Source organism: Bradyrhizobium sp. AUGA SZCCT0177, from assembly GCF_018130125.1.
Taxonomy (GTDB): domain Bacteria; phylum Pseudomonadota; class Alphaproteobacteria; order Rhizobiales; family Xanthobacteraceae; genus Bradyrhizobium.
Window position 1 is genome coordinate 82,581 of sequence record NZ_JAFCMA010000006.1, and the last position, 13,409, is coordinate 95,989.

10 protein-coding genes and 1 pseudogene are annotated in these 13,409 nt (G+C 58.1%); 6 read left to right on the forward strand and 5 right to left on the reverse strand.

Annotated elements, in window-relative coordinates; translation table 11 throughout:
- The first annotated feature begins 58 nt into the window (after positions 1-58).
- Positions 59-1,069 (forward strand): polysaccharide deacetylase family protein, encoded by a 1,011-nt coding sequence (locus tag JQ597_RS09000; RefSeq protein WP_212263842.1) that lies wholly within the window; start codon positions 59-61, stop codon positions 1,067-1,069.
- A 262-nt stretch (positions 1,070-1,331) separates the two neighbouring features.
- On the opposite strand, the gene JQ597_RS09005 is transcribed toward JQ597_RS09000, so the two are convergent.
- The 4 genes and pseudogenes from JQ597_RS09005 to JQ597_RS09015 all read right to left on the reverse strand — a co-directional run bounded on the left by JQ597_RS09005 (position 1,332) and on the right by JQ597_RS09015 (position 5,893).
- Entirely contained in the window at positions 1,332-2,636 is a 1,305-nt protein-coding gene (locus JQ597_RS09005) for a lipopolysaccharide biosynthesis protein (protein ID WP_249147637.1), read from the reverse strand.
- A 421-nt stretch (positions 2,637-3,057) separates the two neighbouring features.
- Positions 3,058-3,885, reverse strand: a complete 828-nt coding sequence (locus tag JQ597_RS09010) for a hypothetical protein (RefSeq protein WP_249147639.1) — start codon at positions 3,883-3,885, stop codon at positions 3,058-3,060.
- 57 nt (positions 3,886-3,942) lie between these two features.
- Positions 3,943-4,251, reverse strand: a pseudogene (locus JQ597_RS38465) (Wzz/FepE/Etk N-terminal domain-containing protein); the annotation flags it as partial.
- 145 nt (positions 4,252-4,396) lie between these two features.
- Positions 4,397-5,893, reverse strand: a complete 1,497-nt coding sequence (locus tag JQ597_RS09015; protein WP_212263845.1) for an undecaprenyl-phosphate glucose phosphotransferase — start codon at positions 5,891-5,893, stop codon at positions 4,397-4,399.
- Positions 5,894-6,253: 360 nt separating this feature from the next.
- Between JQ597_RS09015 and JQ597_RS09020 the strand changes: the two genes are divergently transcribed.
- From JQ597_RS09020 to JQ597_RS38065, 4 genes are all read left to right on the forward strand, one after another.
- Positions 6,254-7,621 carry a polysaccharide biosynthesis/export family protein gene (locus JQ597_RS09020; protein ID WP_212263846.1) on the forward strand — a complete coding sequence of 456 codons (1,368 nt, stop codon included), beginning with the start codon at positions 6,254-6,256 and terminating at the stop codon, positions 7,619-7,621.
- 165 nt (positions 7,622-7,786) lie between these two features.
- Complete coding sequence (gene galE, locus JQ597_RS09025) at positions 7,787-8,893, forward strand: UDP-glucose 4-epimerase GalE (RefSeq protein WP_212263999.1); 1,107 nt, start codon at positions 7,787-7,789, stop codon at positions 8,891-8,893.
- A gap of 123 nt (positions 8,894-9,016) precedes the next feature.
- Positions 9,017-9,226 (forward strand): hypothetical protein, encoded by a 210-nt coding sequence (locus JQ597_RS09030; protein ID WP_212263847.1) that lies wholly within the window; start codon positions 9,017-9,019, stop codon positions 9,224-9,226.
- An 82-nt stretch (positions 9,227-9,308) separates the two neighbouring features.
- Entirely contained in the window at positions 9,309-9,443 is a 135-nt protein-coding gene (locus JQ597_RS38065) for a hypothetical protein (protein ID WP_283813404.1), read from the forward strand.
- Between the two features lie 586 nt (positions 9,444-10,029).
- Here JQ597_RS38065 and JQ597_RS09035 read toward each other — a convergent pair.
- Complete coding sequence (locus tag JQ597_RS09035) at positions 10,030-10,926, reverse strand: response regulator transcription factor (RefSeq protein WP_212263848.1); 897 nt, start codon at positions 10,924-10,926, stop codon at positions 10,030-10,032.
- A gap of 658 nt (positions 10,927-11,584) precedes the next feature.
- Between JQ597_RS09035 and JQ597_RS09040 the strand changes: the two genes are divergently transcribed.
- Positions 11,585-12,265 (forward strand): LuxR C-terminal-related transcriptional regulator, encoded by a 681-nt coding sequence (locus JQ597_RS09040; protein WP_212263849.1) that lies wholly within the window; start codon positions 11,585-11,587, stop codon positions 12,263-12,265.
- Positions 12,266-13,409 lie beyond the last annotated feature (1,144 nt).

The window sequence follows — 13,409 nt, forward strand, 5'->3', positions numbered from 1 at the left end:
GACCTCAGAGTTGTGCGGTCAATTCCTGTGCGAATGACGAGCCTGAGGGGGGCTCGGAATGAAACAGCTTCTCAAGAGAAGTATATTTCAAGCGGCTAGTTGGTCTGGATTGACGCCAGCCCTCCGCAGGATTTTTGCGGGTAGGGCGGCCATCCTGATGTTCCATGAGATTCAGCGAGATTGCCGCTCGGAATTGATGACCGGCACTTCAGTTGAGCTTTTTGAATATTTGCTCAAGTGGCTACGCCAGGAAGGATGGGAGATCGTCGCTCTCGAAACATGTCTCGAGCGATTGGCCACGGATCCTCGACCGCGCCGCTATGCGGTGCTTACCTTTGACGACGGCTACCGAGACAACGTCTCCACTGCGGTTCCCATCCTCGAGCGGAACAACGCGCCATTCATGGTGTACGTTCCAACCGGCGCCCCGACGCGGACGCTGCAGCCATGGTGGCTGGGTTTACGCGAATTGTTTCGCTCGGGAGACACGGTTACGATCGACGCGATGGGCATCCGGTTCTGCTGTCCCGATTTGGATAAGAAGGCATCGGCCTTGAGGAAGGTAGGCGAGTGGGTTCACGAAGATTACCGCCGGGCCGCAATGCTCGCCCCAACATTCAGCAGGGCAGGTCTATCACTATCGGCGCTGAACGATGCCTATTTCCTGGATGAACGCGAGCTTCAGAGCCTGGCGCAGCACCCTCTCGCTTCGATTGGCGGGCACACGGATTCGCATCCGGCACTGGCGTGCCTGGATGCCCTTTCAGCACGAGCCGAAATGGTGGCTAACCGCAACTACCTGGAGAAATTACTTCAGCGTCCCGTTCGGCACTTCGCTTATCCTTACGGGACCGCGGGAGCATGTGGTCCCCGCGAAGAACATCTGGCAAAGGAAGTAGGCTTTTCGACCGCAGTGACGACGCGGCATGGGCACGTATCCGATAGCAAGCCGAATCATTTTGGACTTCCTCGCATCGGTGTCGGGGGACAATTTGATACGAGAGCCGCGTTCGAGGCTCGAATGAACGGCGTCCAGTCAGCGGTCCATATGCTGCTGGGTCAGACCTAGCAACCGTTGTGGTCTGGAGATGTCGAACTAGCCACTTGCCCGCGAAACACGTCGGGAGGGGGTTAAAGTGGCTCGGCGTGACAGTTGAGGCGGGATTGCCGGCAGCCTAGCCGCGAACACATTCAATTACTGTTATCCCGCGTACCCCGCCGATACATGCGCTTGTCCTTACTTTCACCAGCGATGGCTGTTGGTCGAGAATGATACCGCGACCTCCCGAATAACCTCAGCGCGGTACTGATTTCTGGTGCGGGAGCAATCGTCATGCGACCATCCGTGTTGCCCGCCTCGCGATAGTGCATAGCATCGTGGTGGCGGTGAGATCGATCCCTTCCGCCGCGTAGATGTAGGCCGCCAGCCAGGCTCTGTTCGCGATCCATACGCCGACGACGACGACGGCTGTTCCCCAGATACCGAACATCCAGGTTGCGCTGACCATCGCCGCGATCCCCAATACGGAAGTGATGACCATGATCTTCATCGCGGCCCGCTCGTGCCCGGTCATGTTAAGCGCGATACTGCCGACGCCGAAATATGTCGACGCCAGCATACCGACCGCCAGGACCATCAGGACGCCGTGGGCGCGAACGAAATGCTGTCCAAAGGCCATCAACACGAGGTCGCCGACCAGTGCCAACGCCACGACGCATCCAAGGACGCCGATAAAGGCAGCCAGTGTCCCACCTGACATGATGCGTGTGATCTCCGTGCGGCGACCTTCGTCGAATAGGCGCACGATGAGAGGTACGGCGGGAATGCAGAAGGTTGCCAGGAAGAAATCGAGAAGGAGCGCGATCCGGTTGGCAGCGAAATAATATCCGCCGGATTCTGGACCGACAATGACCGAGACGATGACGATGTCGATTGTACAGAACAGGGCGGTGGCAGTGTTGGTCACCCAGAACGGTGCGGAAGTGGAAAGGGCGTCGCCAATGCTTTCCTTCGATCGCCTCACGACCTTGGTGAACAGCCTATGGCCCCCGGCGAGATGTCGCAGGTGAACCTGCTGAATGGCGATCAGAACGACCAGGACGCCAGTAGCGATCACGAAAACATCTGCCGCCTTCAGCGGATGGCCATACGCTGCGAAGAGAGCTCCGCCGAACAATATGATGAGCAGTCGCCACAGAACGTCCCTCGGAATGAGTGCAAGGTTGACGGAGCCGAGCGCGTGACCGACCGAGCTTTGCATTTCGATCAATGCCAATGGCAGTATCAGAAGCAAGCTCGTGGAATGCTCCCAGCGTCCGAATACGACCCCCCGGCCGTGAGCGACAACGAATATGAGCAGACCGATTCCCGTGGCCGCAATAGTGCCCAAACAAGCCACATGAACCCGTTTTCCGACGAGCGATTCGATCGCCGGATAGTTCTTTTCAGCTGCGAGACTTGGTATTTCCCGCAGCACACGAAGTTGCTGACCGACGAGGCCAATCGTCGAGGCGATCAACCCGAAGGTCATCAGCGACACGAGAACGCCATACTCCTCTATGCTCATCATCCTGGCGAAGCAGACGCCAAAGGCGAACGTGACCACTGCGCCGGAGCAACGATAAACGAAGGCCAATGCAGACTTCGAGAAGAGGGATCCGAACATCCAAGGCCCTCGCATTCACTTCATTGAACTGCACAAAGCAAAATTGCCATGTACGTTTATTGTTTTGTCCAGCTTCGTGCTGCGCCGAGGGCTTGCTCCACCACGTCAGTCCTTGGGTGCGGCTCCGCCCGCGGAAACGGGTAGGAGTCAAGGAGATCTGCCGCTGTGAACATCTGCGAAGAACCAAACGATGAAAATAATGAGTGAGTTCGTTATATCGAGGATGGCCTATCGAGTATATTCGTGCTGTCGCATCGAGCCCCGACCCTTTTGGATTACCCCTTCCGGTTCGTGCCGAGGGGAGGCAGGCTGAGGCGTCGTCGCCTTGGACCCTAGCAGTCACCGCTGTGCCGCAAGCCCGGCCGTGACGTCGTGCCCCTCCTTCGCTCGATTACGCGTCTAGGCTGCGCCCAATCCCGCCGGCGTGCTCTGATAACGCACCGGGCTCCTCCTTCGGGTTCTGGCGTCGAACCGTTGATAAGGCCGCGGGTGTATAGTTCTGTTTGGCGAGAGCCGCGTCACCCTGTTGAAGAACCACCACAGGCAGGGGGCCGCCACCGCTGGTGCGGATGCCTCGATCTGACAGATCGCGCAGCATTCCGATAGCGGCGCCGAGAAGCAACCCACCAACGATCGATATTCCAAGCACGATCCCCACTTTCGGCGAACTGGCGGCCATGGGACGGGTCGCTTCGATGAGCAGATACACTTGCAACGTCGGCGAGGATTGCTGCTGGGCCTCCATGTGCCGCAGCACACGAAGAAAATTATCATGAGCCGTTGCGGTGGATTCCGCGGCGGCTTCAAGCTCGGGGAGGTCACCTTCCATTTTCGCCGTCGATTGCGATGGGGGTGTTCCTGGATCGACAGGCGCCGCGGAATCCGCGATGTTGGTCCTGTTCTTACGATAGTTCACCAGAGCGTTCTGGGCGGCTGATGCCTGGCTGCTCAATTCGTTTATCTGATCCTTGACCCATTTCGCACTTCGCAACGACGATTTGATCTTTGCGTCCATTTGAGCCGCAATATGCGTCTCCGCAATGGTGTTCAAGATCTGCGCCGCGCGATCAGGGTCGATGGAGTCGAACGCAATTTCGACAATGTACGTGGTGCCGACGCGCTTGGCCGAAAGCTTGCGATCGAACGATTCCATGGCGCGCCGCATTGCGCCGGACTCAGTTTCTGTTTTGCCGAGTAGCCGGGATGCCGACCCGATCATGCGGCGCAAGACTCCCCCGGAAAACTCCGGATCGTCTGCTAGACGGAGCTTCCGTATCACGGCACGCGCCAGACCCTCAGAGTTTATGATTGCGATCTGGCCTTCCACCATCGTTGACGCGGACGCAGTGTCTCCTGGAGCCGCTTTCGCATCTACGACGAGTTTCGCGGTGGCAGTATACGTCGGTACTGCAGCGACGAGGTAGAGTACAGCAGTGCCAATCGTTACAAGGGCCGCCAGCAACAGGATCGAGAGGTGCCGTCGTATGAAGGCCACTACATATGTCAGGGACTCGACCGGAGAACGAAATTCAGGCGGCGCAGTGTCCTGAGTTACGGAGCTATCGGTTCTAAAACTCTGCAGCATTGTCTTGTACCAGTCCTACTAGTTGCACTACTGAGGCTCCGCACATCAAACGAATATGGGACGCAACGGATTTGCCCAACTCCGATGCTCCCCTGCGGTTTAACGAATAGACAAATGCCGGTTCGCTACCGCAGTCGGGGTCGCGCTAGAAAGCGTTCCAATACACCTTTCTGGAAAAGAAGGTCATGACCAGGATTTTGAGATCGAGAAGAGGTGACCAGTTGTCGATGTAGTACAGATCATGCTCCACGCGGCGTTGCATCTTCTCGAGGGTATCGGTCTCGCCACGGTACCCGTTGACCTGAGCCCAGCCGGTAATGCCAGGCTTGACGTTGTGGCGACGGGAAAATGACGAGATCAGCTCAGCGAACACTTCGTTCTGCGCGGTTGCGTGTGGGCGGGGCCCGACGAGCGACATGTCGCCGATCAGGACGTTGAACAACTGTGGAAGCTCGTCGACATTGGTATGGCGCATGAGGCGTCCCAGACGAGTCACGCGCGGATCGTGTCTGGTGACAGGTTTGAAATTGTCGCCTTCCTCCATCACGGTCATTGATCGGAACTTCAGCACGCGAATGGGCTCGTTGTTGTAGCCATGCCGGGTCTGGCGAAAGAACACCGGCCCGGGGGAATCGAGCTTGATAGCGACCGCAACGATGACGAAGAGGGGGCTAATGATAATTAGCCCGGCGATTGCCGCGACGACGTCGAATGCTCGCTTTATTGCCCGGTTGAAAGGAGCGAGGGGACACTGGAAGATCCGCATCGTCACCATGTCGCCGAACGGAGTGATCCGCGACACGGCCATCAGATCGATGGATCCAACAGGGAGGACGTGAACGTCAACTGGGAGGTCTGACAGGGCGCTGGCGAGCGCGAGAGCAGACGGAACATCCGCTTCCGTAGGCAAAATGACAATGTCATCTGCTCGGAGCGGCCGGCAGTTTGCGACAAGTTGGCGCGCATCAGGTAGCGCTCGCACCGCGCCGGAAGGCGCCGGTTTCGAGGCGTTGGTGCGTACGGGCGGAAAATCGAACGAGTGAATGGTACGAATTCCGGTTTCCATCGCCCGAACGGAAAACTTCAGGCAGTGCCCCTGGTCGCCAATAAGGATGATGCGCCTGGCATCGATCAGCCCCGTTGCTATGGCGCGGCGCAGTAGTGAGAACCACACTGCCCGCGTGCCAAGTACCGTGAGGAGGACACTCACAGCTTGGGCAATGATGGTCGCGCGCGAGTAGCCTTCTGAGACTTTCAGAAGGAACAATGTCGAAATGAAGATGGCGAACACGAAGAAGACGGCGCTGGCCCCGCTCCACAGGAAGACGTGCCGGGTCTGCGTCTGGATTCGCGAGTATTGCCGGAGCCCCATGGAAACGAGCAACTGCAGCGCGGAAATCAGAAGGGATTCCTGAATGTACTTGGCGGCGTCCGGCGGGCTCAGGAGGACTACCCGATGGTAGAGGACGGCTGCGGAATAGGCCGCGACGGTTACGAGCAAGAATTCGGTAGCCGCGGCCAATACCAACAGGACAGCCAATCGGTTCCTGCCGACGCGTGCCGGGACTGCCCTGCCGGCGTCGACCGAACGTGCCGGCAACTCGGTAGAGGCCGGCAAATTGGTAAAGGAGGCATAACTCATTTGTACTCTGCCACCCAGTCACTCGGTGGCCAAATCAGTACCATCGGAGTCGCCGGTTCGAACTGGCAATAAATGGGTAGTGAGGGGTAACCACGATGGTCGATTGAGCTGCGGCAACGCAGGATTAGAATTGTCGGAAGCAATCCGCTCGCAACGCTCAGCACTGATCAACAGATCAATCGAACAGCGAAGGAGGCATTGAGCGGCCCGGCCCCAATGAGGGGAACAGGAACGGTGCGTCTTGCGGATCGCTTCTCTGGCCGGTCGCTCGGACGATAGCGATGCAGGCGCGCGCTGCCTTCCATCGAGAAATTTGAACAACTTCACCCATCGACCACGTCCATGCAGGGAATTGCTACCATGCCGAATTCTGGACTGCGCAGTGTTTTCCATATCGATGTCTTTGGCGGCAACTTCGGCCGCAGCATCAAATGGGGCTTGGTGGCCGTCGGCCTGACGATGTTCGTCCCTCAAGCAAAGGCCGAATATCGGGTAAACATTGGAGACGTGCTGGAGGTCTCGGTGGCGGGCGTGCCGGAGCTACGGCATCGTGCTGCCGTTCAAATGGACGGGAACATTTCGTTGCCACTGGTCGGAATGCTTCCAGTCGTCGGCCTGCCCTTGCCGCAGCTCCGCGCCAAGATTGGTGCAGCAATGGCGAGCAAGGTGTTTCGACTGCGCGAGGCCGTCATCGTGATAGACGCAGATCAAGTCACAACGATGGTGGCGGAATACAGACCGATATATGTAAATGGGGACGTGTCGAAGCCGGGCGAGTACCCTTATCGTCCGTCCATCACCGCGCGCCAACTCGTCGCTGTGGCAGGCGGCTACGACATCATGCGTATCAGAATGAATAATCCGTATCTCGAGTCGGCGGATCTGAGGAGCGAGTACGGATCGCTTTGGACAGAACTCGCCAAAGAACAGGCGCGTATGTGGCGCATCAAGAATGAGCTCGGAGAGGCGACGCAGCTCAATCCAGGCATTCTGACGGACGTGCCCATAGCCCGATCGGCGATCTCGGAAATAGTCAATGCAGAAACGGAATATTTGAAAACGAAGCAGAGTGACTTTCAGCAGGAAAAGACTTTCCTTCAAAGCGGCGTCCGACGGGGAGACGACGAGATCCGCGTGCTCTCGGAGCAGCAGAAGAAGGAGGAAGAGGGGCTTCACTCAGACCTCGAAGAACTGCAGAAAGCGTCCGATCTCTTCGCCAGGGGTTCCTTGACCAGCCCTCGCGTTACGGATGCCCGTCGCGCGGTGTTGCTGTCGTCAACCCGGAAGCTGCAGACCACCGCGCAACTGCTGCAGGCCAAGAAGCAACAGGACGAGCTCACCAGAAAGCTGGCAAAGCTTGACGATCAGCGCAGGCTCGATCTGCTCCGTGAGCTGCAGGACACCAGCGTAAAGCTTAACCAAATTCGCGAGAAGTTGCAGAGCGTCGGAGAGAAGCTTCTGTACACTACGATGGTTCGATCACAGCTCGCACGCGGAGGCGGTAACAAAACGGAGATTGCGATCATTAGAAAAGGCGACAAGGGCCAGGAACGGATCATCGCAAGCGAGGATACCGAGTTGGAGCCGGGTGACGCAGTCGAGGTCACCTTGCGATACCATGACCGGCCTGACGCTTCTCCCCGAAGCCTAAGCAGTTCAAGTATCCCGTCAGGGATGGGCCGGATCGACGCGACTGGGAACGATTCGCTGCGCGTCGGGAGGAGGTGACGAGGGTTGCCGCAACGGCGTTCGTCTACGCCACGACACGCCTTGGCGCGGCTGCCGAAGCCTTCTCGCAGAAACAGTTATCACGAGTGCGGGTCTGGAGAGCGTAGCCGGCGCCCAGGCAGGCATTGCACGCAAGCCGGTTGACGAGTACGGAAAGTGGCCGAAATGATCTTGTTGACAGGCGGCGCGGGCTACATAGGGTCTCATGTCTGTACCGCCTTGATGGAGGCCGGGCTCGACGTCGTCGTGGTCGACAATCTCTCCAACAGCAACAAGGCCTCTCTCCAGCGGGTGCAATCCATCTGCGGGCGGTCGCTCGTCTTCCGGCACGCCGACATCCGGAATGAAGAGGCCATCTACGAAATACTTCGTTCCTGCGGGGTGACTGCGGTTATTCACCTTGCGGGGCTGAAGGCCGTGGGCGATTCCAACGTTCGGCCCATGACGTATTACGAGAACAACGTCCTGGGAACGATGCGGCTCGTGTCGGCCATGAAGCGGGCGAACGTGAAGTCGCTCGTCTTCAGTTCGTCTGCAACCGTTTACGGCGTACCCGGCTATCTGCCGCTCGACGAGAAGCATCCGCTCGGACCGACAAATCCGTACGGCCGCACGAAGTTCTTTATCGAGGAAATGCTGAGGGATCTTTACAGCTCCGACGACGAGTGGCGGATCGGTATCCTACGGTACTTCAATCCGGTTGGCGCGCACGAAAGCGGACTCATCGGAGAAGACCCGCTGGGCGTTCCGAGCAACCTGTTGCCGTTTGTGGCGCAAGTGGCGATTGGAAAACGAGAAAAGCTGCTCGTTTGGGGAAACGACTATGACACGCCGGATGGAACCGGTATCCGCGACTTCATCCATGTCGTCGATCTTGCATCCGGTCACCTCAGTGTCTTGCGCCACCTGAAACGGCCCGGGGTGCTCACGATCAACCTTGGAACGGGCAGCGGCAGCAGCGTTCTGGAAGTCATTCGAACATTTGAGGCGGTGAGCGGCAGGTCTATTCGGTATGAAATCGGGGCGCGCCGGGCAGGGGATGTCGCCATCTGTTATGCCGACCCCACGTTTGCGAAGGAGGAGTTGGGTTGGAAATCGGCGCGATCGTTGGAGCAAATGTGCGCGGACCATTGGCGTTGGCAATTGCAGAACCCCAACGGCTATCGTGATATCGAGCTTAAGGTCCAGGAGCGGTCCATGCATGCCGACCGTCACCGCCCGCGCGTCCGCTCCAGGGGGGATGAGAAAGCACGGAATGGCCCGACCGCATGAGCGGGCTTGAGGACGAGTTGCGGCAGCAAGCACGCCGCCCATCAGAGGTAGCCCGTTAAGACCCGAAATCTCCATGCCTCGCAGCGTAACTTGCAGATAAAACGGTGACGGTAGGGACAAACGATGCCGCATTATCGTGTCTACGTTTCGGACGAACACGGCCGGTTGGTGGGCGTGGTCAACTTTGACTGTACCGACGACGACGCAGCGAAAGAGCGCGCCAAGCAGTTAGGGAACGGCCACGAGGTGCAGCTTTGGCGACAGGTCACGCAGTTCAAATTCGAAAATCCGCCGGACCGATCCAAGCGGCGACGAGGCGCCCTCACGCACTAGGACCAGCGCAATCACGCGCCTGTGACGCTGTACCGCACACCAATGCCGATTGTGCCGTTGCGATAACTTCAGGGATCGTCTGATGGAACGATCCCAGCTCCAGCCAGCATGGTCCCAGCGCATCATCGACGATCCGGCCACGGCCGAGATCACCGAGAAGCAGGCGCACGCGATCACATACCAGCTCACCATCGCCAGGCGGTGCGCGCGACCCTGAGCCCCAGCCAGGCCGCCGCGTTCATCGGTACGGTCTTCGGGTAGCGGCGGATGCCGTCCGCTTCTCGCGAGACCTGCCGGATGGGGCCGGCCAAGCCCGGCTTCGAAGGCCTCATCTCAAGAAGAGGCAGGCGCACCGTGGCGGTCTGAACGCAGCGACGGGTGGGTCGAGGTCAAGCGCGTGCAAAGGGCGGCATTTCCGGTCGTCGACTTGTGAAGGATCCGACCGGCGTCGCCGTCCTTCGCCTGGCCAAGAAGAGGGGCGCTACCCGACCTAGGTCGGCATCGACGGCTCCAGGTGGTCGCGCGCGGTTTCGAGCCGGATCGCCTTCTCCAGCGTCTCGGTGCCGATGCGTCCGTGTGACAGTGCAGGATTCCGTGCAGATCGAGATCGGCCACCAGCTTCGGCCGCCTGCCCGTCAGCGCCCGCTCGATTTCGCTGCGACCTTCGCGTGCCATTCTGGCTCGATGTCGGCAGCCGGACATCGCGCAACGCGAAGACGTCGTGGCGGCACGCTTCGTTTTTGCGCGCGCAACGCATGCAAACCGCGGCGGCACTGACTTTCAAATCCCGCCGCGATTGCCGGCTATTTACCTACCCGCGCTGCACCAAGAGTCCTTGGGTTGATGTCCTTGCGGATCAGGCCGTCGTAACGCGCTACCTCGGCATGATTTGTCTCGTGGTTAAGCACTTCAACTGGCGCCGGCCCCCCGATTTGCTTGATTTCGGAGATTGCCGCGATGGGGGTCGGATGTCGCTCGCTCACATTTGCGATTGAGGGCTGAAAGCTGCTTGCGCGATTGTTCATCCCCCAAATCGCCGCTTGTGTCCGGTTCTGGACCCGGATCTTGCGCAGGATTGCCTTGACGTGGACCTTCACGGTCGCCTCGGCGATGTCGATTTTTCGCGCTATGGATTTGTTGGACTCGCCTTCGATCAGGCCGCGCAGAATCGACTTCTCCCGAGGGGAAAGCTGCGGCGCGATCGTGTCCTCGGTCGTAACGAGGATTGCCTCGCCGCTTTCGACGCTCGGCGCAGCCTCAGGCAGGTGGCTGCCTTTGGAATCGAGAAACAATGACAGGAATGCCGGCGGAAAAAATGTTTCACCCATCATCACCAACTCGACGGATTTGATGAATACATCACACCTCATTACGTCGACGAAAAAGCCGTTGGCGCCGGCCCGAAATGCCGAAACCAGTTCATCCAGCCGATAGTGATCGGCCACGATTGCAAAGCGGCCGCCCGGATACCTCTCTCGCAAGAGTTCGATCTGTTCCAGGGCGACGCCGAAATCGTCACCGGTGTGGACAATGAGAAACAGCAATTGGTGTGGTTGGAGTTTGCCAAGCGGCAAATCATCAGCGCACGATACCGAGGCGGATGTGCGACAATTTGCTGCGCGTAGGATTCTGGCAATTCCTTCCCTAACTAAGATGCTTCTGCCAACGAGAACCGTTGTAAAAGATTTTTGCCTCCGCATTTTACTCTCCCGCCAAACGCAATTGTTTTGAACTAAATGTAAATGATTGGCTTGTTCAGTCGGTCTTCTTCTCCGGTCGTCTTACTCCTTCGTTCACAGGGTTTTTCGTTGGCGGATTTCAAGGGCCCCGAATCTGTGATGCTTGTTATCCTTCGTTCGCAGGGATATCGGCTTGGCAGGTTTCGAGGGATCCGCGTTGGTAAAGCCTTTATGAATGTTAGATTCGAATTCTCCGTATCCCTATATACCTTTGGTTATAGTGCTCGCTCGGGCAGATGGATGTCGTTCATAATGGCTAACGCCCCCTTCTTCCGCATTCTCTGAGCGAGTTGATAGCGCGACGCTAATCAAGCGTTGTGAGATTGTTTTAGCTGCTGACGGTGTCGCCAAGTGCGGATGCACTGGCGCGAGACTTCAAATGATGAAAGGCGAAAGCGAAGTAACACGTCACTCGAAACCAATCCGTATTTCTACGGAAGGGGTACGTCTTTTGAGACGCAGACAGGCTGACAGGACGCGGGTTAACCTCGTTTTGCGTTGCGGCATCAGATGCGGTGCATTGTTGGAAATTTGTCTCGAACTCGTTTAGGTTAGCAATGAAACAAGCGGGGGCGAGTGGGGTTTAAGTTATTGGGGGGACAGGCTGAGGAACCGCTCGATGCGTTGTACCAGCGTAGTGATCGCAGACCGGCATCCAATCGTTCTGCAGGGGTTGAGCCGCCTGCTTGGCGCCGACGGCGACTTCAACATTGTTGCGAGTTGCAGTGATGGTGCGAGTTGCGTCGAGGCGCTGCGGAAGTTCGGTCCGGACATCGCAATTCTCGGCGTTTCAATTCCCGGCGTGACCGAGTCGGAAATTCTCTCCATCATCAATTCCGAGAATCTTTCCACGCGACTGGTCTTTTTCATCGCATCTGATGAGGACTGCGAACTGGTGATGGCAGCTGCGGCGGACGGCTACAGCGTCATTTCGAAGGATACGGAGTCCGAAGCTCTGATGCAGGCCTTGCGCGAGGTTGCGACAGGTCAGCGGCTGTTGCCGCTGCTTTCGCCAGAGCAAACGATGGCTCGGGAGCCAAGCGCGGTCGCTGAGAATGCGCTGACAACGTTGACGGACCGTGAGCGCCAGATCATGCGCCTGGTGTCCGAAGGATTGTCGAACAAGGAAATTGGTCGACGGCTGAGTATTACCGACGGCACCATCAAGGTGCATCTTCATCACATTTTTCAGAAGCTCGAAATCAGTAACCGGACGGTGCTTGCGGCGCTCGCAATTTCGCAGAGCGATCGCGCGGGTACCCCTGAGGACAAGCCGGCGCAGCCCATCTCTTCCGATTGATGGAAGGTGGGACAGGCCGAGGGACACCCGTGCCTGTCTTAATCAATAAAGGTAACTCTAGTCTAGAAGTACCAAGTCATCGGCGACGTCGATGCCGAATTGAACGCGTCGTCCGCACGGCTGGCCATTTTCGCATTAGACGACAGCCTCATCGGTATTGGTGGCGCGCTCTATCGCAATCGGGCGAGACCGCCGATACGCTCGCCGCGCTTGAATTCTCCAAGGCTCATGGGCAACGCGCCCTTGCGGTAGTCAATGTGGCAAGCTCCACGATGGCGCGCGCGGGCCAAATCGTGCTGCAAAACTCGCAGGTCCGGAGGCCGGCCGAATAGTTTGGCCATTCGGCGCGGGCACCCGCTGGTCGATGGTGTGCCGCGGCGAAATGCTTTCAGTGCCGCTTTGCCAGGCTGTCTCGTCCTGTGTCCGGGGCTGGCGGCACGACTTCAACGTATTCGCGATGAATTGTGGTCGGCGATTTATTTCCATCGAACAAGACGCTGACGCTGTTAACGTAGACGCTCCCTCCAACAATCGTGCCCGTCTTGTTGGCGAGGCGCGCGCAGCGTGACGCACCAAGAGCGCTCATTCGAACGCGAACGCCCATCGATGGATTGGACTTCATTGGATAGTCCAGGCTGCAATCGACTCAGTGCTGCTAACACATGACGATATTCGGCTGGATGCGGCGCGACCGGAACACTTCCTTGGCGGAGAAGGGGTTTTTAAGGGGTACCCCCATTGGGTGGTAGACTTGGCGCGTCGTCTGGCGACAGTCTAGGTGCGATTCGTGCAGCTCATGATCAACGCGGGCTGTGTGCCGTCCGGCGCGCGGCTATCGAAAGCCTCAATCAGGGCGACACGAACGAACGTTATTCAAATATTGTTCACCCGTCTTGGTTTCGTGCGTTTTCGAGCGGAGGCAAAATGCGTATTGCTCTGCCATACACGGCTATTGTCTGGTGCATCGCTGTCGCGGTTTGGATCGCCTTGGGCGCGGCGCTATAGCAGGTGCTTCGGGTATCTGGCAGTGACGTCGCTGTCCAGGCGTAGGCCTAAGCCTGTTCGAAATTGTAGAGCGCGGCCATATTGTCCCGGAGAATCTTCCGATAAAAGTCCTCGTCGCCAAGCCGGCTGGCAAGAGCGC